The following is a 22,196-nucleotide window of genomic DNA, read 5'->3' as shown; positions in this document are numbered from 1 at the left end:
CGAGGCATTCCGATGGATCGTGGAGGAGCGCGGCGTGGCCCAGCATTTCGACAGCGTTGACGAGTACATCGGGCAGTTTCCCGCCGAAGTGCAGGATGTCCTACAGGAGATCCGGCGCAGATGCCGCCAGGCAGTGCCGGGTTCCGCCGAAATGATCAGTTACGGCATCCCCACTGTCACGCTCGGCGGCAAGTATGTGGTGTACTTCGCGGGCTGGGCGCACCATATTTCGGTGTACCCCGTGCCGTCCGGCGACGAGGCCTACCGTGCGGACATTGCGCCCTTCCGCGCGGCCAAGGGCACGCTCAAGTTCCCCCTCGGCAAGCCGATCCCCTACGCCCTCATCGAACGGACGGCGGCGCTTCTCGCCGCTGAGCGCCGGGGGCAGTAACCGCCGTTGGTACCTGCCGCCGTCGAACGCGTACGACGACGGATCTGACGACGGCGGGAGGGCCCGCCGTCGTCTTCGGTCACCTTCCGCCGGCGCATCTGCGGGTGAACGGCCGCTAACGCCGCGGAATGTTCCGGAGGTTGCTGCGCGCCATGCTCACTGCCTCGCCGGTGCCACGGTTCAGGACCACCTTCGACATGGCGGTGGCGAACCCGAGGACCTGAGAGCCTGTGCTTTTCGGCGGTATCGACAGGGCCTTCGGATCGGTGATGAGCTCCACCAGCGACGGCCCCGGATGGGCGAAAGCCTCGCGGTATGCCACTTCGATCCGTGCCGGATCCGTGACCCGGACGGCGTGGAAGCCGAGGGCCCTCGCAACGTCCGCATAATTGGCGTCCGGCACGTCGACGCCAAAATCGGGGAGCCCGTCCACCAGCATTTCCAGCTTGACCATGCCCAGGGTGGAGTTGTTGAAGACCACCACGTTGACCGGCAGCCGGTGTGCGGCAACGGTGATGAGCTCGCCCAGCAGCATGGACAGCCCGCCGTCGCCCGACACCGAAATAACCTGGCGTCCGGGGTACGCCAGTTGCGCGCCGATCGCGTGTGGCAGCGCGTTGGCCATGGAGCCGTGCAGGTACGATCCGATCAGCCGGCGGGTGCCCAGCGGGTTGATGTAGCGGGCGGTCCACACGTTGCACATGCCGGTGTCCGCAGTGAACACGGCATCCTCGGCCGCCACCTGGTCCAGAAGGGACGCGGCGTATTCCGGGTGGATCGGCTGTTTCTTTTCCACCTTGCGGGTGTAGGCGCCCACGGCCTTGTTCATGAGCCGGTCATGCTTCTTGAGCATCTGGTTTAGGAAGCGGCGGCTCTTCTTCGGAGCCAGCAGGGGCATCAGCGCCGCGAGTGTGGGCAGCAAGTCGCCGTGAACGGCTATGTCGACGTCGGTCCGCCGGCCCAACTTGTGGGCGGCGCGGTCCACCTGGGCGGTGCGGGTGCCGGGCAGGAACTGGTCATAGGGAAAATCGGTCCCGAGCAGGAGCAGCAGGTCCGCGTCCTCGATCCCCTCAGCCGCGGCGCCGTAGCCGAGCAGGCCGGTCATGCCGATGTCGTACGGGTTGTCGTATTGCAGGAAGTCCTTGCCCCGCAGAGTGTGGCCGATAGGGGCGCCGATCAGGTCCGCGAGCGCAATCACCTCGTCATGGGCTCCCTGCGTGCCCGCCCCGGCGAAGATGGCCACCTTGTCCGCCGCGTTGATGGCATCGGCGAGCTCCCGGACGCTTTCCGGTGCCGGTGTGAGCGTGGCCGGGCGGAACTTTGCGGGCAGCGGCGTTTCGCCTGTCGCCTCCAGACCGGCAATGTCGCCGGGCAGGGTGACGACGGCGACCCCGCCCAAAGCGACGGCGTGTTGAATGGCGCTGTGCATCACCCGCGGCGCCTGTTCCGCCGTGCTGATGAGCTCAGAATAGACAGAGCACTCGTTAAAGATCCGGTCCGGGTGGGTTTCCTGGAAGAAGCCACTGCCGATCTGCTTGCTCGGGATGTGCGAGGCGATGGCCAGGACGGGCGCGCCGGAACGGTTGGCGTCGTAGAGTCCGTTGATCAGGTGCAGGTTGCCGGGGCCACAGGAGCCGGCGCACACGGCAAGCTGTCCGGTCAGCTGGGCTTCGGCCGCGGCGGCGAAGGCTGCGGCCTCTTCGTGCCGGACGTGGATCCAGTCGATTCCGCCCTGCTGCGAGCCGCCGGTCTGGCGGACGGCGTCGACAATCGGATTGAGGCTGTCCCCGACGATTCCGTAGATCCGCCGGACGCCGGCAGCCTGGAGTTGTTCGATGAGTTGGGTGGCAAGTTCCTTGGCCATGGGTGCACGCTCCCGCAATCAGATGGGTGGGCTGACAAGGGCCAATATAGTCCGGTCACCTTGGGGCGAGGTTCAGGGTTCCCGGCTGTGGGGCGATCCGAGGTGGACCGAGGCTGGCCGTTTTCCACATACGGATTCGACCCCATGGAGTCGCAGTGTCCCAGCTCGTAGCGTTGCTGGAAAGGTAATTCACCTGTCTCGATATCCACAGTGAGGATCGATTTTGGCCAATAAATGACGCCGTCGCCGGCTGAGAAAACGGAACTCCCGCAGCACGCACGCAGCAGGGAAACGCGCCCCCAGGCCAGTTTCTTGTGCGTGGCACCAGCGCGATCAGGAAATGGGTTCCCTGCTCGCATTCATGGCTTGGCACAAGGAGCACGGGACAACTTCAGACCCCGTTCCGGTCCTGGCGGACATGATGGCGTTCTTTCCGGTTTACGCCGACATTTCTGGCGGCACCGCACTAACCGCAATGGACCCCGTACTCATCGCTCAAAAGCTGGATTCGCTCGAAGAGCGTGATCCCGAATTCTCAGCCTCTTTCAGTAGCTCACTACACGAGTACGTGCATTTTCTAGGGCAAACCGGCCGCTGGTCCGGCACTCTGGAAAGCCTTGGAGTTTTGCACGGTGTCCTTTATCACGGGATGTTCAACGAAAAATTTTCCTCCGCTGGGTGGCCTCGCACGCGAGCCGGAAGCAGTCAGGCGGCGTCCGGAAAGAGTGCGTGAGCGTCCAGGGAAAGCCTGCAGGATCTGCAGGCGCGTCCGGGTCAGCTCCCCGAGTGGGCCTGCAGGAACGTGTACACCTCGGTCTCGTCCACGCCGGGGAAGGCACCCGGGGGCATGGCCGCGAGCAGGTGGGAGTGGGCGCGGGCCGAGGGCCATGCGTTGCCGGCCCACTCGGATGTCAGCGCGGCCGGCGGGCGCTTGCAGCAGTTGGGATCCGGGCAGTTGGACGTTGCCCGGGCCGTCGTCTCGCGTCCACGGAACCACTTCACGTGCTGGTACGGGACCCCGATGCTCAGCGAGAACTGCCCCGTGGCCGACCTGTCCGTGCGTGCCGTGCACCAGTACGTGCCGGACGGAGTGTCCGTGTACTGGCTGTAGGCGCTGAACTTGTCCGGCACATCGAACACGGCGCGGGACGTCCACGCCTTGCAGGACGGCTGCCCCTCGATCGCCCCCGTATGGTCCTGCGGGAAGTTCACGCCGTCGTTCTCGTAAGCCTTGTAGATGATCCCGCTCTGGTGGGTCTTCTGAAAATGGGTGGTGATGCCCAGGTGCCTGGTGGCCAGGTTGGTGAAGCGGTGGGCCGCGGTTTCGTAGGACACAGCGAACGCGTCCCGGATGTCCTCCACCGCGATCTCCTTCGCTGCCTTGGCTTTTTGCAGAAATTCCACGGTGGCCTGCTCCGGCAGCAGGAGCGCCGCCGCAAAATAGTTCGTGGCCACCCGCTGGGCCAGGAAATCGCCGTAGTTGCGGGGCGTTTCATGCCCCAGGACGTAGTGGCCCAGTGCCTGCAGCAGCACGGAGCGGGGGTCGTGGTCCTGCCGCTCGCTCTGCGTCAGATAAATTTTGCGGTTCTTCAAATCGGTCACCGAACGCGTGGAATGCGGCAGGTCGCCCACGTGATGGAGGGTGAATCCGAGGTGCTCTGCGATGTCTGCGATCACGTGCTGGCTCAACGGCCCGGCGGTGTAACCCACCTCCTTGAGAACCTTCTGCGCCTCGGCCTCGTACTCCGGAAAATAGTTGCCGCGTTCACGCATCATGGCCCGCAGTTCACCGTTCGCGCGGCGGGCTTCCTCCGGCGTTGCCACCTGCTCGTTCATCTTCCGTTCGAGCTCCTGCAGCAGCCCCACCTGGGCCTCCAGCACATCTATCGGCAACCGCGAGCTGATGCGGATTTTGGGCAGGTTCAGTGACTCATAGAGTGGTCCGCGCTGGTAGCGTTCGAGCTCGATTTCCAGGCCCGCCCGGCGGCTGGGCGGCTCGGCCCCCAGCAGCTGGTCAAGGCCGACGCCGAGCACCCCGGCAAGGTGCTGCAGCAGCCCGAGTTTTGGTTCCCGCTTGCCGTTCTCAATGAGGCTCAGCTGGCTCGGTGCGGTCCCGACGGCGGCGCTCAGGTCATCGAGCGTCAGGCCGGCCTGCTTGCGCAGGTGGCGCACCCGGCGGCCCAGCGCAATCACGTCCAGTTCCGCCGACGGCGAGGACGACGGCGGCTGCGAAACTTCCCTGTTCCAGCTTGAAGGCGACATTTCTGAAGAATACGTGAAGAAATGCATTTCTTTCCAGCTTTTTCCTCTAGAAAGCGCTTTGGAAGTGCAGAAAAGTAGGTGTCACGAAGGAAAACCCCTCCGGAAACTGGCCGGACCTGCAAAGGCGCAGGAACGGCCGGCCCGGAACCAGAACCCCCGGAATGGCCCGGGAGCTAACAAGGAGACAATGATGACTGCAGCATTTGAGCCCACCCAGCAGCCGTCCGGCCAGGACACAACAGCGCAGGCCGCCGCACTGGAGCTCGAGTGGGCTGCCAACCCGCGCTGGGAAGGCGTCACTCGGGACTACTCAGCCGCCGACGTCGTCCGCCTCCGCGGCCGTGTCTCCGAAGAGCACACCTTGGCCAAGCGCGGCTCCGAGAAGCTGTGGAAGCAGCTCACCGAGGAGCACAAGACCGGCAAGTACACCAACGCCCTGGGCGCGCTGACCGGCAACCAGGCCGTGCAGCAGGTCAAGGCGGGCCTGCGCGCCATCTACCTTTCCGGCTGGCAGGTCGCCGCGGACGCCAACAACTCCGGCCACACCTACCCGGACCAGTCGCTGTACCCGGCCAACTCGGTTCCCACCGTGGTCCGCCGCATCAACAACGCACTGCTCCGCGCGGACCAGATCGAGTTCTCCGAGGGCATCCAGACTGTTGAGGACTGGCTGGTCCCGATCGTCGCCGACGCCGAGGCCGGCTTCGGCGGTCCGCTGAACGCGTACGAGCTCATGAAGTCCATGATCCAGGCCGGCGCCTCAGGTGTTCACTGGGAGGACCAGCTCGCCTCCGAGAAGAAGTGCGGCCACCTCGGCGGCAAGGTCCTGATCCCCACCCAGCAGCATGTCCGGACCCTGAACGCGGCCCGCCTGGCCGCCGACGTCGCCGGCACCCCGTCCGTCGTCATCGCCCGCACCGACGCCGAGGCAGCCACCCTGATTACCTCCGACGTCGACGAACGCGACCAGGAATTCATCCTCCGCGAAGGCGGACAGCCGGTCCGCACCCCGGAGGGCTTCTACAAGGTCCGCAACGGCATCGAACCCTGCATCGCCCGCGCCAAGGCCTACGCCCCGTACTCCGACCTCATCTGGATGGAGACCGGAACTCCGGACCTGGAACTGGCACGCAAGTTCGCCGAAGCCGTCAAGGCCGAGTTCCCGGACCAGATGCTCTCCTACAACTGCTCGCCGTCGTTCAACTGGCGCAAGCACCTGGACGACGCCACCATCGCCAAGTTCCAGCGCGAACTCGGCGCCATGGGCTTCACGTTCCAGTTCATCACCCTGGCCGGCTTCCACGCCCTGAACTACTCGATGTTCGACCTCGCCCACGGCTACGCCCGTGAAGGCATGAGCGCCTACGTCGAGCTCCAGGAGAGGGAATTCGCCTCCGAGTCCCGCGGCTACACCGCAACCAAGCACCAGCGCGAAGTCGGCACCGGCTACTTCGACGACATCGCAACTGCGCTCAACCCGAACGCATCCACATTGGCTCTCGTGGGATCCACAGAAGAAGGCCAGTTCCACTAATACTTTCCCAACTAGATCGCAGTAGATGTCGTTTTGAGCCCTCAAAACGACATCTACTGCCAGTCAGTTGGGGCTTCCAAGGAGATCTGACATGAACAGCTTCACTGACAACTTCACTATCAACGGGATCACGTTGACCGCTCAGCCCATCTGCCGGCAGGGCGAGGTCCTGACCCCCGACGCACTCGCCTTCGTTGCAAAGCTGCACAAGGCAACCGCCGGGCGGCGCGAGGAACTGCTGCGGGCCCGGCGGGCGCGGCGGGAGGACATCGCCAGGGGCCAGGATCCGCGCTTCCTGCGGGAGACCGAGTCCGTGCGCAATGATCCGCACTGGCGCGTCGCTCCCCCGGCACCGGGCCTGGAGGACCGCCGGGTCGAGATCACCGGGCCGGTGGATAAGAAGATGACCATCAACGCCCTGAACTCCGGCGCCAAGGTGTGGCTCGCGGACATGGAGGACTCCTCCACGCCGTCGTGGCGCAACGTCATCCAGGGCCAGCTGAACCTCACGGACGCGCTGGAGCGCCGGATCGACTTCACTTCAACCGACGGACATAACAGCAAGGCCTACAAGCTCCGCCCGGCAGAGGAGCTGCCCACCATCGTGGTGCGGCCCCGTGGCTGGCACCTGCCGGAGAAGCACATGCTGATCAACGGCGAACCAATCGCCGGCGGCATCGTGGACTTCGGCCTGTACTTCTTCCACAACGCCCGCCGCCTCCTGGCGCAGGGCAAGGGCCCGTACTTCTACCTGCCCAAGATCGAGAACCACCTCGAAGCCCGCCTCTGGAACGACATCTTCATCCTGGCCCAGGACCTGCTCGGCATCTCGCAGGGCACCATCCGCGCCACGGTTCTGATCGAAACCATCACGGCCTCGTTCGAGATGGAGGAGATCCTGTTTGAGCTGCGGGACCACGCCGCCGGCCTGAACGCCGGCCGCTGGGACTACATCTTCTCCCTCATCAAGAACTTCCGCACCCGCGGCCCGCGTTTCGTCCTGCCGGACCGCGGCCAGGTGACCATGACCGCTCCGTTCATGCGGGCCTACACCGAACAGCTGGTGCGCGCCTGCCACAAGCGCGGCGCCATGGCCATCGGCGGCATGGCCGCCGCCGTTCCCAACCGCAAGGACGAGGCCGCCAACGCCAACGCCTTCGAAAAGGTCCGCGCGGACAAGACCCGCGAGGCAGCCGACGGCTTCGACGGTTCCTGGGTGGCACACCCGGACCTGGTCCCCGTGTGCCGCGAGGTGTTCGACGGCGTCCTCGGTGACCGTCCCAACCAGCTGGACCGACTGCGGGAAGACGTTACCCCGGACGACCGCGCCCTCATCAACGTGGCTGCCACACAGGGAACCATCACCGAGCAGGGCATCCGGAACAACATCGAGGTGGGCATCCGCTACATCGAGTCCTGGCTGCGCGGCAACGGCGCAGTCGCCATCCACAACCTGATGGAGGACGCCGCCACCGCGGAAATCTCCCGCTCACAGTTGTGGCAGTGGATCTACTCCCGCGCCATCACGGACCACGGCGAAATCATCAGCCGGGAATGGGTGGAGGAGATGCTGGACGAGGAGTTCGCCCGGCTGGAGCGCTTCGACGGCGACCGCTTTGCCGATGCGCGTGACATCTTCGAGGAGGTCACGCTGAGCGACAAGTTCCCCAGCTTCCTGACGGTTCCCGCCTACGCCCGGTACCTGCACGAAGCCCGGGAGGGCATCGACGCCACGGCCGAGGCCATCGAGGACGAGCTCGTCGCCGCCTAGGCGCCGCAGCCAGAGCCAGCACAAATTTCCGCCCGCCGGGCTGTCACGCCTTCGCAACAGCACCCCCGAAATCCGGGGAGGCAGCCCGGCAGCGGAACCCACCTTGAAGCGCGAACTGGCAGATAATGACCCGAAAATGCAGGTTTGAGGGCGTTAGCTGCCAGTTCGCGCTTGGGGTTTAGGGAATGTACGACGGCGGGACCGCGCCTAGCGCTGGCGGGGCACCTTCCGCACGGAGAGAGTCGTTGAGATGGAGAACGCCAGCACCGAGCCGAGGATCACCAGGAGGGGGACGGACCAGGTGCCCGAGGCGCTGTGGACGTAGCCCACCACGGTCGGAGCCAGCGCCGCGACGCCGTAGCCCACGCCCTGGACGACCCCCGACATCCGGCCCGCGGAGGCCTGGTCCCGGGCGAGCTTGATGATGGCGATGAAGATGAGCGTGATGCCGCCGCCCTGCGCCACTCCCCCGAGCGAAGACCACAGCCACCACAGCTGGGGAACGAACAGCAGCCCCAGCGGAACGGTCAGCCACAGGGCACCCAGGGTGACCGCCACCGCCGTCGTACTCATGAAACGGGCCACAAGCGGCACCCCCAGGCCACCGGCGATGGCCATGATCTGGAACAGGGAGGAGCCCGCCCCTGCGGCTGCCGGCGTCATGCCGAGCTCATCGGAAAGCAAGGTGGGCAGCCAGGCGGTCACGCCGTAATAGGAAATGGCCTGGCCGGCGAAACCGACCGTCAGCCCCACAGTGATCCAGCGCGACGCCGGGCGGCCGGCTGCCGGCGGGCCGCCCGCACCGTCTTCGGCCGCGGGAAGGAAGGCCCGGCGGCCGGACGCGAAAACCCAGAAGCCGACGGCTGCGATGGCGAAGGCGGCAGAGGCCGCAATGGCAGCCCGCCAGCCGGCCAGCTCGGCCAGCGGCGCCGTGACCACGGACGTAACGAACGAGCCGACGTTCAGGGCAGCAGTGTAGATGCCCATGGCCGTTCCCTGGCGCCGCGGCGAGAAGTCCCGGCGGATGATCAGCGGCACCGCGATGTTGCCCACGGTGATGGCCAGGCCCAGGATGACCGTCCCCGCCATCACCATCGCGCCGCCGCCGGCCGAACGGACCGCCACGCCGGCCAGGACGCCCGCGAGCGTGAGGGTGATGGCCAGTTCCGCGCCGAGCCGGCGCCCGGCAAGCGAGGCAAGGGGCGCCGCGAGCGAGAAGCAAAGCACCGGAATCCCGGTCAGCAGGCCCAGCTCAACGGGCGAGAACCCCAGTTCCTGCTGCATCGGGCCCAGTACCGGTGCCACCGCCACAAAGGGGCCCCGCATGTTCAGCGCAATGAGGCCGATGCACGCGAGCAGGATCCAGCTGCGGGGAACCCTCGTTCCGATCGTGTCCCTCATAGGGCGCGGACTTCAGGCTGCTGGAAGCGGGCAAGGGGTTTCATCACCTTCATTGCTATCACGCGGGGCCTAAAACGTTGGAAAAACGGCGCCCGCAGGGCCCCAAGTGTCCGTTCGCGCTCAGTGAAGGGGCCGCAAGTGTACGTTCGCGCTGAGGGAAGGGCCGGTCAGCTCACGAACCAGTCGCGGGGAGCGTTGCTGACGCCCGGTGCCTCGCGGAACCGGCCCGGCTGCGCCACCCAGCCCACACCGTTGGCGATCACCTGCTGGATCTGCGGCTGGTGGTACACGGGGTATTCCTGGTCGCCCGGGCTGAAGTAGAAGATCCGGCCCTTCCCGCGCGTGAAGGTCACGCCGGAGCGGAACACCTCGCCGCCCTCGAAGGAGCTGATGAAGATGAGGTCGTCCGGCTCGGGGATGTCGAAGAGCTCGCCGTACATCTCCTGCTTCGGGATCACGATGGGGCTTTCGACGCCGGCCGCAATCGGGTGCGAGGGCTTCACAGTCCACACGAGTTCCCGTTCGCCCTCGTTCCGCCACTTCAGCGAGCACGTCGTGCCCAGCAGTTTGGTGAAGATCTTGGCGAAGTGCCCGGAGTGCAGGACGATCAGGCCCATCCCGCCCAGGACGTGGCGCTGTACCCTCTCCACCACCTCGTCGCTGACATCGCCGTGGGCCACGTGCCCCCACCAGAGGAGCACGTCGGTGGCGGCGAGGGTTTCCTCGGAGAGCCCGTGTTCCGGATCCGCCAGCGTGGCCGTGGTGATGCCGGACTCCGGGTAGAAGCCCCTCAGTCCGTCCGCGACGGCGCCGTGAATGCCGGTGGGGTACATTCCGGCCATGGTCTCCGGCTGGTTGTTCGCCTCATGGACGCCTTCGTTCCAGACCAGGATGTTGAGTTTTTCGGTCATGTCAGAGCCTCACTTCGCGCTGTTCGAGGGCGGATTTGTAGCAGGCGTCGAGCACCAGGGCACGGGTCAGGGCGAGCGAGCCGTCATGGGCTCCCCACACTGTTTCGCCGCCGCGGACGGCGTCCACGAAGTCCTCCACCACGGCCTGGTGCGCCCGGCCCGGCTCCGCCACCACCACGTAGTCGGCGTTCTCGCCGTCCTTCTCCTTGAAGATCCGGACATCGGCCACGGGGACGTTGGAGGCGCCGACGGCGCGGAGTTCCGCTCCGCCGTCGGTGCCGTAGACGGTGAAGTCCATCAGGTCCTCCTCGTCGCGGTAGGCTGCCCAGCCGGCTTCGAGGATCAGCGTGCCGCCGCCTTCAAGCCGGATGAACGCCGAGGCGAAGTCCTCCACCTCAAATTTGTGGGAGGACTTCATGGCGGTGTAACGGGCGTTGCCGCCCAGGCCACGGGGGCCCAGCTCGGAATGGGTCGACGCCGAGACGGAGAGGACCCGGGGTTCTCCCAGCAGGTGCAGGGCATAGTCCAGGACGTGAACGCCGATGTCGGCTAGCGGTCCACCGCCTGCCAGCGCGGGGTTGGTGAACCAGCTGCCCAGCATGGGGATCCCCTGCCGGCGGAGCCAGGACGCCTTGGCGTAGTACGGCCGGCCAAGTTCGCCGGCGTCGATGATGCCTTTCAGCTTTTGGATGTCGCCGCGGCGGCGGTGGTTGAAGGCCACGTCCAGGACGCGGCCGGCCTTCCGCGCGGCCTCCACCATCTGGAGGCCTTCCTCGCCGTTGCGCGCCAGCGGCTTTTCGCTAAGGACGTGCAGGCCGCGGTCCAGGGCGGCGACGGCGATGGGGGCGTGCAGGAAGGTCGGCACGGCAACGCTGACGGCGTCGAGCCCGTCCAATTCGATCAGGTCCTCCCAGCGGGCAAACGTGTGGGGGACGCTGTACTCAGCCTTGATTTTCCCAAGCAGGTCCTCTTCCATCGCGGCGACCGCGACGAGTTCCACGCCGTCGATCTTCTTGTAGGCCTCGATGTGCTGCTGGCCGGCCCAGCCGATCCCCGCGACGCCAACCCTCAGGGGCGTATTTTTCTGCGTGCTCAATGTTCAAGACTCCGTTTTCGCTTGGATGTGAAAGCTGGTCTTCCGTGGGCGGCGCGGCTCCCCCGTGGCCGGCGGCGGCTAGCCCGTAGCCTGCAGCGTGGCTTCGAGGACCGTCGGGGACAGCACGTGCTGGGTGACCATTTGGCTCGCTCCCAGCACGGCCGCCTTGTCACCGGCCATGGACAGGCCAATGCGCAGGTGGGTGGTGGCGAGCGGCAGCGACCTGCGGTAGACCACTTCGCGCACGCCCGCCATGAGGTGCTCGCCGGCCTGGCCCAGGCTTCCGCCAATGACAATGACGGAGGGATTGAGGAGGTTCACCACCGTGGCGAGCACATCGCCCACATCACGGCCGGCCTGGCGGAGCGCCTGGATGGCTTGCAGGTTGCCCCCGGCCACCAGTCGAAGGACGTCCGTCCCGCTCTCTGCCTCAACACCCTGCACCGCCAGTGCCCGCGCCACGGCAGGACCGGACGCGAGCGCTTCAAGGCAGCCGTAGTTGCCGCACCTGCAAAGGACGTCGTCGCCCCTGGGCACGCGGACGTGGCCCAGGTCGCCGGCGGTGCCGTTGGCGCCGCGCTGCAGTTCCCCGTTGCTGATGATGCCGGCACCGATGCCCGTGGCCACCTTGATGAACAGGAAGTTGTCGTGCTCCGGCCAGTGCGCCGTGCGTTCACCCAGCGCCATGATGTTCACGTCGTTGTCCACCAGCACCGGGACGGGGAACGAGCGCTGGACGTAGCTGACCACGTCGAAGCCGTCCCAGCCCGGCATGATGGGCGGCTTCACCGGCATGCCGGTGGCATGCTCCACGGGGCCCGGCAGGCCGATTCCGACGCCGGCCAGGTCTTCCGTGGTCCGTCCGGTCTCCGCCAGCAGAGACGTCGCCTCGGTGGCGATCCGCCCCAGCACTGCCTCTGGCCCCTCGGCAACATCCTGGGCCAGTCGCCGCTCGCTGAGGATGTTTCCGCCCAGGTCAGTGACTGCGATGATCACGTGGGTGGCTCCGACGTCCACGGCCAGCACTGCCCGGGCGGCCGGCTTGAAGGCAAAGCGCGACGGCGGCCTGCCGCCGCTCGATGTCGCCTCACCTGCGGGGCCCACCAGTCCGGAGGCAATCAGCGCATCAATGCGGGACGCCACCGTGGAGCGGGCGAGTCCCGTGGTCAGCGCCAGTTCAGCCCGGGTGCGTGCCTTGCCGTCGCGGAGCAGCTGAAAGAGGTCGCCGGCGCGGGACAGGCTGCCTGCACCCTCGGCGGAAACCGGCTCCGCCGTCTGGCCATTATCCGTTCGTGGACTCATGGCTTCAGTGATAGCACGAATGCTTCTGAGTGTCACAGGACAAAAAGAATGTCGATAACTTTCTAACTTTTGCTTGACGGTCGGCAAAAGTGGTTCTAGGTTGGGCTGTGAGACGCATCACGTGCTAGCACCGGGTGCGGCGGGCAGAGCTTTTTCCGGCGATTACAAAGAGGTAAAGACCTTGTCGAGCCAGTACCAATCAGGGGCGCCCCTTGGCGTCGGCATCCTGGGCGCGGGGCCTGTCACCCAGGCGATCCATCTTCCGTCCCTGGCCAGACTCACCGACATCCTGGAGGTGCGCCACATCATGGACGTGGATCCGGCCGTTGCCGAATCCGTGGCGGGCAGGGTCGGCGCACGCTTCAGCACCAGCATGGAGGAACTGCTGGCCGATCCCGGCGTGGACATTGTCGCCATCTGCAGCCCGCACCAGTTCCATGCCGCCCAGGTCATCGCATGCTGCCGCGCGGGCAAGAAGGCGGTGCTGTGCGAGAAACCCTTCGCGATGACCGGCGAGGAGGCAGCCGGCATCTCCGCCGTCTCGGCCGAAACCGGCGTTCCCATCATCGTTGGCGCGATGCACACCTTCGACCCGGGCTGGCTCGCGGCCGAGGCGGCCTGGGAGGATCTGCCGGAGCAGGTGCACACCATCCGTTCCTCCATCGTCCTGCCGCCCAACCCCCGCTTTGAGGACTTCGCCACCGAGATCGTGGGCCGGGTTCCCATGCCGGAGCGGGACGCCACGGACCCCGAGGTCATCAAGGCCATGCTCCAGGGCGGTGTGATGGGCCTGGCCATCCATGATCTTCCCCTCGTCCGGCGCTTCACCCCCGACTTTGCGTCCGTGGAGGTTCTGCACGCCGAAATCGCGCAACCTTTCGGCTATGTCATCTCGCTGCGTGCGGGGGCCGTGAGCATCGAGCTGCGCGCGGCCATGAATGGCACATGGGAGCCGTCCTGGGTGTTCGAAGCCATCGGCAACGACGCCGCCCTGAAGATCGACTTCACGCCGTCGTATGTGCACGCGGGCTCCGCGGCAGCGCAGATCCGAAGGGGCGGGCAGACCCTGGTCCTTGGCCCTTACGGCCACAACGGCTACGAAGGCGAATGGCGCAAACTCGCCGAGCTGGCCCGCGGAACGGGACAGCCGCCGTCGGCCGAAACACTGATCCACGACCTGGAATTCGCCCTGTCAATTGCCGACGCTGCCGTCAGCCTCGTTGACGACGGCGACGGCAGGGTCGCCGCAGGCAAGGAGGTCAACGCATGAGCACCCAACTGTCCCTGTACGCCGACCCGGAGGCCCAAACGGCAGGGTCCGTGGCCGGCGTCGCCGCCTCCCTTCCCCTGTCCTTCGCTCCTGCCCAGGCCGGTTCCTCCGACGTCGTCGCCGTCGCCGGCCATTCAGGCTGGACCGGACGGGCAGCCAACGCGATCCGCAGCGGCGCCAGGGGCGTCGTCGTCTCCTCGCCGGTGCCCGAGGATGTGGACCTGCTGGCCGGCGTCGCGTCCGATTCAGGCGCGGCAGTGGTGCTCGACCAGCGCTGGGCCGGAAATGCAGTGCTCACCGGACCCCGCGCAAACGTGCAGGGCGTCATTGCCGATGCACTGGCCAACGCCGTGCTGATGGACTCGGTTGCCGTGGCACCGCCCGGCACGGACCCCCTGCAACTGCTGGCAGAACAGCTCTCCGCCGTCCTGCAGTCCGGAATCGAACTGCGCAACGCGCGGATGATCCAGCGCAGCGGCAACGGCTACACCGTGGCCGCCGTCCTTCCCGGAGGAGCCCCCGCGGCGCTGCAGGGCATCATCACGTCGTCGTTGCCGGCCACCGCAAGCATCACCGTTCTCACCTCCACTGGCCGTGCCGACGTCGTGCTGCCGGACCCGGCAGCCGCGTGGCCGGCCGAGGTCCGCGCTGTCATGGCAGAAGGGGCGACGACGCTCCCCACCATCTACGAATCGGCCCACCGGACCAGCTGGTCCAGGATCCACACGCACATCACCTCGGGGGACCCCGCCTACGACCTGGAACGGTTCACCGCGGTTACCTCACTCATCAGCCAGCTCACCAGTTAGACAACAGCCTCACCGCATTTCCGCTACACCTGCACAATCCACTCATCGTCGAGAAGGGACCGGGCGTTCAGCAGCCCGGGCCTGAAAGGAAACACCGTGTCTGCTAAATCCTCCGTCGCTTCTTCCGCCTTTTCCCGCCGGGGATTCCTCGGCTTCGCCGCAGCCGCAGCCTCCGTCCCGCTTCTGGCCGCGTGCGGCGGCGGCTCGGCCTCCCAGGGCGGCGGCGCCGGCGGCGCGATCAAGTTCTGGGACATGCCGTGGGCAACGCCGGCCTACAACGACGCCGCCAAGAAGATCACCGAGGGGTTCTCCGGAGCCAACAGCAAGGCCAGCTACCAGCTCATCCAGTGGAACAACTTCTACCAGACGTTCTCCTCCGCCGTAGCGTCCAAGACCGGGCCGGCGGTCTCCACCGGCGGCGGCTTCCAGGCATTCCAGTTCGAGCAGCAGGGCCAGATCGCCTACGCGGACAAGGTGGTTGACGCGCTGAAGAAGAACGGCCAGTTCGATGATTTCCTGCCGGGAGTGCTCGAACCGTTCAAGACTGACAAGGGCTACGTGGCAGTTCCGTGGCAGCTGGACATCCGCCCGCTCTGGTACCGCAAGTCCCTGTTCGAGAAGGCCGGCGTGGATGTGCCGAAGGACTGGGCTTCGCTCCTTGAGGCCGGCAAGGCGATGAAGAACATCGGTGCCGTGGGATTCGCTACCGGCTCCGGCGCCGGCAACAACATCGGCAACCACCTGATGATCATGATGATGCTCAACAACGGCGGCGGCGTCTTCACCAAGGACGGCCAGCTGGATGTCATGAACGACCGCAACGTCGAGGCCATCGAATTCCTGCTGGAGCTCGTCTCCAACGGCGTCATCGACCCCGCTGCCGTCAGCTACACCACGGACAACCTCAACGCCCAGTGGAAGGACAAGAAGGCCGCGTTCGGCATGCTGACGCTGGGTGTTCCCGAGCGAGTGGGCGACACGTCCGGCGATATCGTGGTGGCCAGCCCCATGGCCGGACCGCACGGCGACAAGGCCGCGCTGATCTTCCCCAACAACATCATGATGTACACCAACACCCCGTCGCAGGAGGCCTCGGAGGCGTTCCTGGTGTACTACCTGGGCCAGATCAAGGAACTGTGGCAGAAGAAGCTGATGAACGCACTTCCGGTGTTCAAGTCCATCACCGAACTGCCGGAGTTCACGCAGGACCCGAACAACGTCAAGATTGTCAAGGAATACCAGCCCATCGGAAAGACCTTCGCGGCGCAGGGCAGCACGCTCAGCGCCGATCTGGCGGTCCTTGACGGCGGCCAGGCCCTGAACCAGCTCACGCAGACCATCCTCACGGGCAAGACCGACGCCAAGACAGCACTGCAGGCGTTCGAGTCCGGGCTTAAGTCCACCATCAAGAAGTAGGCCCTGCCGCCATGACTTCCACTACTGCACAGTCCGGCCTGGCCCGGGCCCGCCGGGGCCTTGCGCCCGGCGGGTCCGGGGGCGGGTCCCGCAGCACCGGCGCCAACCGCAACCGCAAGAGCAAGCTTTCGGCTCAAACCACCAGGACGTTCTTCTGGCTCCTGATCCCCTCCGTGGTCCTGCTCGTCCTGATCCACGGCTACCCGCTGGTCTACGCCGGCGTCCAGGCCACCCACGACGGCAACCTCATCCAGACCGGCAACTTCGTCGGCGCCGACAACTTCGCCACCGTCCTGTCCTCCCCCGCGTTCTGGAAGGCCGCGCAGTTCACCCTGTGGTTCACCATCGTCGGCGTCTTCGGCTCCTGGCTCGTCGGCCTCGGCCTGGCCCTGCTGCTGCGCACCAAGATTCCGGCCGGCGGCACCTTCAAGGTCCTCCTGCTCCTGCCCTGGGTGGTCCCTATCGTGGTGTCCTCCACCGCCTGGAACTGGCTGGTCGCCACCCCGGACAGCCTCATCCCGTCCCTGTTCCGCAACCTCGGCCTGGGCACCCCGCTCTTCCTCGCCGACCCCAACCTGGCCGCCGTCATGGTCATGATCTTCAAGGTTTGGGTGTCCTTCCCCTTCATGATGATGATGATCTCCGCCGCCCTGGCTTCCGTGGACGGCACTGTCTACGAAGCGGCCAGCATGGACGGCGCCACCCCCTTCCAGCAGTTCACCCAGATCACCCTGCCGCTGATCGCCCGCTCCACCTACATCAGCTGGATCCTGATGACGATCTTCTGCGTCAACGACTTCCCCACCATCTATCTGCTGACCGGCGGCGGCCCCGTGGACGCCACCACCTCCCTCGTCGTCCTCGCCTACCGCACCGTCTTCCAGGACTTCGCCACCGGCCCCGGCGTCGCCATCGCCTTCCTCATGACCCTCACCCTCGTGGTCGTCTCCGTTCTCCTCTACCGCCAGATCCGAAAGTCGAGCGTCGAATAATGAGCGCAGTACTCCACGCCCACCCCGAAACCGGCCCTGCCCTCGGCGTCGACGCCGGCAAACCCCGCCGCGCTCTCTCCGAAGCCGGCATGCGCGGACGCTGGTGGCGCTTCACCGCGATCCTGGCCATCACCGCCGTCGTCCTCGTGCCCATCCTGGTCACGGTGCTCCTGGCCTTCACCCCGGGACCCAACAGCACCGCCACGGGACTGACGTTTGAGAACCTCGCCAACGTCTTCTCCAAGACCCTGGCGGCAACGTGGCTGCAAAACAGCCTGATCACCACACTCTCCACCGTGGTGGTCTCCGTCGCCGTCGCAGCCCCGGCCGGGTACGTCCTTTCCCGCGGGCGCAGCAAGGCCGTCTCCGGTTACTCCCTGCTGCTGTTCGTCATGCAGTCCCTGCCGATCATCACCTCGGTGGTGCCGCTGTTCATCCTGTTCGCCGGCATGGGACTCGTGGACAACCTCATGGGCCTGACCATCATCTACGTCGGCTCCACCATGACCGTGGCCACCTGGATGATGGCCGCCTACTTCGATTCCATCCCCATCAGCCTCGAGGAAGCCTCCTGGATCGACGGCTGCTCCGTCTTCGGCTCCTTCACCAAAGTGGTGCTCCGCAACTCCCTGCCGGGCGTGCTCTCCACCGCGATCTTCGCCTTCCTGCTGGCCTGGAACGACTACCTCGTCGCGATCGTGTTCCTGCGCTCCAACGAGATCTTCACCCTGCCCATGGGCGTGCAGTCCTTCTTCCAGCAAAACAACACCGACTGGTCCGGCGTCATGGCCCTCGCCGTCGTCATGATGCTCCCGCCCGTCATCGTCTTCGCCGCCCTGAACAAATACTTCAGCGTCGGCGGCATCGGCGGATCCCTCGCCGGCCGCTAGCCGCCTCCGTTCACCGAACCCAACCGTTTTTCGAACCCATACAGAACCCGCAAAGGAACGAAATGTCTTACTCACTCCAGCTGTACACCCTGCGCAACGCCATCCAGGAGGACCTGCCCGGCACCATCAAGAAGGTGGCGGAGATCGGGTTCACGCAGGTGGAGCCCTACAACTTCGTGGCCACGGCCAAGGAGCTGGGTGCCGCGCTGAAGGAGAACGGCCTCACTGCCCCGTCCGGCCACGCACCGCTGCTCAGCCAGGACCAGGACGAAATCTTCGCCGCCGCGAAGGAACTCGGCATCAGCACCGTCATCGATCCGTACCTCCCCGCCGAGCACTGGCAGAAGGCCGAGGACATCCAGGCCACCGCGGCCAAGCTCAACGCGGCCGCCAAGAAGGGCGCCGAGTACGGGATCCGCGTCGGCTACCACAACCACGCCTGGGAGCTGGAGTCCACCGTCGAGGGCCAGACGGCGCTGGAGTACTTCGAAGGGCTGCTTGACCCGGAACTGGTCCTGGAAGTGGACACCTACTGGGTTGCCGTGGGCGGCCAGGATCCGGTGGAGATCCTGACCAAACTGGGTGACCGGGTGAAGTTCATCCACATCAAGGACGGCCCGCTGAACACCGATACCAAGGCCCAGCAGCCGGCCGGCCAGGGCAAGATCGCGGTGTGGGACGTCATCGGTGCGGCAAAGTCGCTGGAAGTCGGCGTGGTCGAATTCGACGACTACTCCGGGGACATCTTCGAGGGCATCACCCAGTCGCTCAGCTTCCTGAACTCCGACTCCGCCCAGGCCACCGAAGGGGCAAAGGCATGAGCGCTGTCCAGACTCCGGCAAGCGGCCGCGGGCCCGTCGGCGTCGGCGTCATCGGCGCCGGCAACATCAGCAAGCAGTACCTGGACAACCTGACCATCTTCCCGGACCTGAAGGTCCTCGTCATCGCTGACCTCTTCGAAGAGGCCGCCGAGGCACGCGCGAAGGAATACGGCATCCCGGAGTGGGGCGGCGTGGACGCCGCGCTGAACCATCCCGACGTCGAAATCATCGTCAATCTGACCATCCCGGCCGCGCACGTGGAGGTGGCCACCGCCGCCGTCAACGCCGGCAAGCACGTCTGGACCGAGAAGCCGTTCTCGCTGGACCGCGAATCAGGCCTGGGGCTGCTGAAGACGGCCGACGCCGCGGGCATCCGCCTCGGCACCGCCCCGGACACGTTCCTCGGCGCCGGGCTCCAAACCGCACGCCGGCTCATCGAACGCGGCGACATCGGCACGCCGCTCACCGCCATGACCACGTTCCAGACCCCCGGACCGGAGTCCTGGCACCCGAACCCGGCGTTCCTGTTCCAGTACGGTGCCGGCCCGCTGTTCGACATGGGCCCGTACTACCTCACCGCCCTGGTCCAGACGTTCGGGTCGGTCCGGAAGGTGGCCGCCGTCGGGTCCAAGGCCAAGGAGGTCCGCGTCATCGGCTCCGGGCCCAAGGCCGGCGAGGAATTCACCGTGGACGTACCCACCCATGTCTCGGCGATGGCCCAGTTCGAGGGCGGCCAGTCCTCGCACAGCGTGTTCTCGTTCGAGTCGCCGCGCCTGCGGATGGGATTCGTGGAGATCACCGGCACCGAGGCCACCCTCTCCCTGCCGGACCCGAACTTTTTCGACGGCGACATCAGGCTCTGGCGCGCCGGCGACGAGGAATGGACCACCGTTCCTGCCACCGGCCCGGCCAACGGCCGCGGCATGGGCGTGCTGGACATGGCCCGCTCCATCCGCGCCGGCGTTCCGCACCGCGCCACCGGCAACCTCGCCTACCACGTCCTGGACACCATGGTCTCGATCTCCGAGTCCATGGAATCGGGAACGTTCGTCGACGTCGAAAGCTCCGCTCCCGCGTCCGCAGCCCTCCCCGAGGACTGGAACCCCACCGCCCCCACCCTCTAGGAACAACCAATGACTTCCTCCGAATCCCCCGGCACCCCGCCGGGAGCCAAGCGCCCTTTGGGTGTGGCAATGATCGGCTATGCCTTCATGGGCAAGGCCCACTCGAACGCGTGGCGGAACGTCGCGTCCTACTTCGACGTCCCGGTCTTCGAGCAGAAAGTGCTCGTGGGCCGGGACGCTGGCCAGGTCGCCGCCGCCGCGGCCAAGTATGGCTGGGCCGAGTCCGCGACGGACTGGCGTTCGGTCCTGGAGCGGGAGGACATCGACATCGTGGACATCTGCGCCCCGGGCTGGATGCACGCCGAGATCGCCATCGCCGCCCTCGAAGCGGGCAAGCACGTGCTCGTGGAGAAGCCATTGGCCAACACCCTCGCCGAGGCCGAGGCCATGACTGCCGCGGCCCAGGCCGCCCGTGCACGCGGGGTGCAATCCATGGTCGGGTTCAACTACCGCCGCGTGCCCGCCCTGGCCCTGGCCCGGGAACTCATCGCCGAAGGCAGGCTCGGCACCGTGCGGCACGTCCGGGCGGCTTACCTGCAGGACTGGCTCGCCGACGCGGAATCACCCATGACCTGGCGGCTGAACAAGGAAACCGCCGGGTCCGGCGCCCTCGGGGACATCGCCTCGCACGCGATCGACCAGGTGCTCTTCCTCCTCGGAGACGCCGTCACCGAAGTCTCCGGCCGGCTGCACACCTTCACCCCGGTCCGGCCCGGAAAGCACGGGCCAGAGGATGTAACGGTCGACGACGCCGCCTGGGCCACGCTGTCCCTCGCCTCCGGGGCCATCGCCTCCGTCGAAGTCTCCCGGGTGGCCACCGGCCAGAAGAACTCCCTGAAGCTGGAGATCTACGGCGAGAAGGGCACCATCCTCTTTGACCTCGAGGACCTGAACGAACTCGGCTTCCTGGACGCCACAGTTCCCGTGCGGGAGCAGGGCTTCCGCCGGATCCTGGTCAACGAACCCGTTCACCCGTACCTGGAGGCGTGGTGGCCGCAGGGCCACATCATCGGCTGGGAACACACATTCACGCACGAGATCCGCGACTTCCTGGCCGCGATCGGCACCGGCGACGCGCCGTCGCCGTCGTTCGAGGAGGGCCTCGCCGTGCAGCGCGTCCTGGCCGCCGTCGAGGAATCAGCGGCAGCGAAGAGCGCCACCATCCAACTCGTCCAGCCCGCCGGCGCAGCCGCCGCACCCCTGACCAACCCCGCAACCGAAGGAGCCTGACCATGCCCCGCCCGTACACCCTGTTCACCGGCCAGTGGGCCGACCTCCCCTTCGAGGAAGTCGCCAAGCTCGCCTCAGGCTGGGGCTACGACGGCCTGGAAATCGCCGTCTCCGGAGACCACCTGGACGCCTGGCGCTGGGACGAACCCGGCTACGTCGACTCCAAACTCGCCATCCTGGACAAATACAACCTCAAGGTCTGGGCCATCTCCAACCACCTCAAGGGCCAGGCCGTCTGCGATGACCCCATCGACTTCCGCCACGAAGCCATAGTGGGATCCAAGGTCTGGGGCGACGGTGAGCCCGAAGGCGTCCGCCAACGCGCAGCCGAGGAAATGAAACACACCGCCCGGCTCGCCAAAGCCCTCGGCGTGGACACTGTCGTCGGCTTCACCGGCTCCTCCATCTGGCAGTACGTCGCCATGTTCCCGCCCGTCCCCGAAAAAGTCATCGAGGCCGGCTACCAGGACTTCGCCGACCGCTGGAACCCCATCCTGGACGTCTTCGACGAAAACGGCGTGAAGTTCGCCCACGAAGTCCACCCGTCCGAGATCGCCTACGACTACTGGACCACCGTCCGCACCCTCGAAGCGATCGGCCACCGCGAAGCGTTCGGCCTGAACTGGGACCCATCCCACTTCATGTGGCAGGGCATCGACCCCGTCTCCTTCATCTGGGACTTCAAGGACCGGATCTACCACGTCGACTGCAAGGACACCAAGCTCCGACCCACCGGCCGGAACACCGTGATGGGCTCGCACCTGCCCTGGGGCGACCCGCGCCGCGGCTGGGACTTCGTCTCCGCCGGCCGCGGCGACGTCCCGTGGGAATCCTCCTTCCGCGCCCTGACCGCGATCGGCTACGACGGCCCCATCTCCATCGAGTGGGAGGACGCCGGCATGGACCGCCTCCACGGCGCCCCCGAAGCCCTCGCCGCGCTCAAGAAGTACGACTTCCCCGCCTCCCAGACCAGCTTCGACGCCGCCTTCAGCGCGAAAGACTAACCCCTTCCCAGTGGAGTTTTTGTCCAGATATCGCGAGCAAAAGTGCCTTTTTCGGCCGATACCTGGACAAAAAAACCACCGACCGCCCAAGGAAATGCACCCCAGCAC

General features: G+C 66.3%; 19 protein-coding genes. 13 read left to right on the top strand and 6 right to left on the bottom strand.

The genetic code is table 11. From position 1 onward, the window contains the following. Positions 1–34: 34 nt before the first annotated feature. The gene (locus ACFQ50_RS05385) at positions 35–391 is read left to right on the top strand and encodes an iron chaperone (protein ID WP_377994480.1); all 357 of its coding nucleotides are present in this window, start codon (positions 35–37) and stop codon (positions 389–391) included. A 115-nt stretch (positions 392–506) separates the two neighbouring features. On the opposite strand, the gene ACFQ50_RS05380 is transcribed toward ACFQ50_RS05385, so the two are convergent. Further along, positions 507–2,255, bottom strand: a complete 1,749-nt coding sequence (locus ACFQ50_RS05380) for a pyruvate dehydrogenase (protein WP_377994479.1) — start codon at positions 2,253–2,255, stop codon at positions 507–509. A 340-nt stretch (positions 2,256–2,595) separates the two neighbouring features. On the opposite strand from ACFQ50_RS05380, the gene ACFQ50_RS05375 reads away from it, so the two are divergent. Then, positions 2,596–2,988 (top strand): hypothetical protein, encoded by a 393-nt coding sequence (locus ACFQ50_RS05375; protein ID WP_377994478.1) that lies wholly within the window; start codon positions 2,596–2,598, stop codon positions 2,986–2,988. Positions 2,989–3,029: 41 nt separating this feature from the next. Here the strand turns inward: ACFQ50_RS05375 and ACFQ50_RS05370 are convergent, their stop codons facing one another. After that, entirely contained in the window at positions 3,030–4,544 is a 1,515-nt protein-coding gene (locus tag ACFQ50_RS05370; RefSeq protein ID WP_377994477.1) for a helix-turn-helix domain-containing protein, read from the bottom strand. A gap of 163 nt (positions 4,545–4,707) precedes the next feature. Here ACFQ50_RS05370 and aceA point away from each other — a divergent pair, with 163 nt between their 5' ends. Next, complete coding sequence (gene aceA / locus ACFQ50_RS05365; protein WP_377994476.1) at positions 4,708–6,051, top strand: isocitrate lyase; 1,344 nt, start codon at positions 4,708–4,710, stop codon at positions 6,049–6,051. A 91-nt stretch (positions 6,052–6,142) separates the two neighbouring features. Continuing rightward, positions 6,143–7,822, top strand: coding sequence for a malate synthase A (gene aceB / locus ACFQ50_RS05360; protein ID WP_377994475.1), 1,680 nt, complete (start codon positions 6,143–6,145; stop codon positions 7,820–7,822). 207 nt (positions 7,823–8,029) lie between these two features. Here aceB and ACFQ50_RS05355 read toward each other — a convergent pair whose 3' ends face one another. The 4 genes from ACFQ50_RS05355 to ACFQ50_RS05340 all read right to left on the bottom strand — a co-directional run bounded on the left by ACFQ50_RS05355 (position 8,030) and on the right by ACFQ50_RS05340 (position 12,532). Next, positions 8,030–9,223 carry a CynX/NimT family MFS transporter gene (locus ACFQ50_RS05355; protein ID WP_377994474.1) on the bottom strand — a complete coding sequence of 398 codons (1,194 nt, stop codon included), beginning with the start codon at positions 9,221–9,223 and terminating at the stop codon, positions 8,030–8,032. 167 nt (positions 9,224–9,390) lie between these two features. Beyond that, positions 9,391–10,134 (bottom strand): ThuA domain-containing protein, encoded by a 744-nt coding sequence (locus tag ACFQ50_RS05350; protein ID WP_377994473.1) that lies wholly within the window; start codon positions 10,132–10,134, stop codon positions 9,391–9,393. A gap of 1 nt (position 10,135) precedes the next feature. Beyond that, entirely contained in the window at positions 10,136–11,230 is a 1,095-nt protein-coding gene (locus tag ACFQ50_RS05345) for a Gfo/Idh/MocA family protein (RefSeq protein WP_377994472.1), read from the bottom strand. A gap of 78 nt (positions 11,231–11,308) precedes the next feature. Next, positions 11,309–12,532, bottom strand: a complete 1,224-nt coding sequence (locus ACFQ50_RS05340; RefSeq protein WP_377994471.1) for an ROK family transcriptional regulator — start codon at positions 12,530–12,532, stop codon at positions 11,309–11,311. Between the two features lie 181 nt (positions 12,533–12,713). On the opposite strand from ACFQ50_RS05340, the gene ACFQ50_RS05335 reads away from it, so the two are divergent. From ACFQ50_RS05335 to ACFQ50_RS05295, 9 genes are all read left to right on the top strand, one after another. Beyond that, a complete protein-coding gene (locus ACFQ50_RS05335; protein WP_377994470.1) occupies positions 12,714–13,802 on the top strand; it encodes a Gfo/Idh/MocA family protein in 1,089 nt (362 codons plus the stop codon). Beyond that, positions 13,799–14,611, top strand: coding sequence for a hypothetical protein (locus tag ACFQ50_RS05330; protein WP_377994469.1), 813 nt, complete (start codon positions 13,799–13,801; stop codon positions 14,609–14,611). Before ACFQ50_RS05335 ends, ACFQ50_RS05330 begins: the two co-directional genes overlap by 4 nt. Positions 14,612–14,707: 96 nt before the next feature. Beyond that, a complete protein-coding gene (locus ACFQ50_RS05325) occupies positions 14,708–16,027 on the top strand; it encodes an ABC transporter substrate-binding protein (RefSeq protein WP_377994468.1) in 1,320 nt (439 codons plus the stop codon). An 11-nt stretch (positions 16,028–16,038) separates the two neighbouring features. Next, complete coding sequence (locus tag ACFQ50_RS05320) at positions 16,039–17,019, top strand: carbohydrate ABC transporter permease (protein ID WP_377994467.1); 981 nt, start codon at positions 16,039–16,041, stop codon at positions 17,017–17,019. Then, positions 17,019–17,909 (top strand): carbohydrate ABC transporter permease, encoded by an 891-nt coding sequence (locus tag ACFQ50_RS05315; RefSeq protein ID WP_377994466.1) that lies wholly within the window; start codon positions 17,019–17,021, stop codon positions 17,907–17,909. The genes ACFQ50_RS05320 and ACFQ50_RS05315 overlap by 1 nt, the downstream gene beginning before the upstream one ends. A 62-nt stretch (positions 17,910–17,971) precedes the next feature. Beyond that, positions 17,972–18,730 carry a sugar phosphate isomerase/epimerase family protein gene (locus ACFQ50_RS05310; protein ID WP_377994464.1) on the top strand — a complete coding sequence of 253 codons (759 nt, stop codon included), beginning with the start codon at positions 17,972–17,974 and terminating at the stop codon, positions 18,728–18,730. Beyond that, the gene (locus ACFQ50_RS05305) at positions 18,727–19,854 is read left to right on the top strand and encodes a Gfo/Idh/MocA family protein (protein WP_377994463.1); all 1,128 of its coding nucleotides are present in this window, start codon (positions 18,727–18,729) and stop codon (positions 19,852–19,854) included. Before ACFQ50_RS05310 ends, ACFQ50_RS05305 begins: the two co-directional genes overlap by 4 nt. 9 nt (positions 19,855–19,863) lie before the next feature. Continuing rightward, complete coding sequence (locus tag ACFQ50_RS05300) at positions 19,864–21,084, top strand: Gfo/Idh/MocA family protein (RefSeq protein WP_377994462.1); 1,221 nt, start codon at positions 19,864–19,866, stop codon at positions 21,082–21,084. Between the two features lie 2 nt (positions 21,085–21,086). Next, complete coding sequence (locus ACFQ50_RS05295) at positions 21,087–22,088, top strand: sugar phosphate isomerase/epimerase family protein (RefSeq protein WP_377994461.1); 1,002 nt, start codon at positions 21,087–21,089, stop codon at positions 22,086–22,088. The last annotated feature ends 108 nt before the right edge of the window (positions 22,089–22,196 follow it).

Origin of the sequence: Arthrobacter sp. NPDC056493 (genome assembly GCF_042795115.1) — a bacterium.
In the GTDB taxonomy this organism is placed as follows: domain Bacteria; phylum Actinomycetota; class Actinomycetes; order Actinomycetales; family Micrococcaceae; genus Arthrobacter.
Note: the sequence above shows the minus strand (reverse complement) of the source record. Positions and strands in the feature narration are given on the sequence as shown.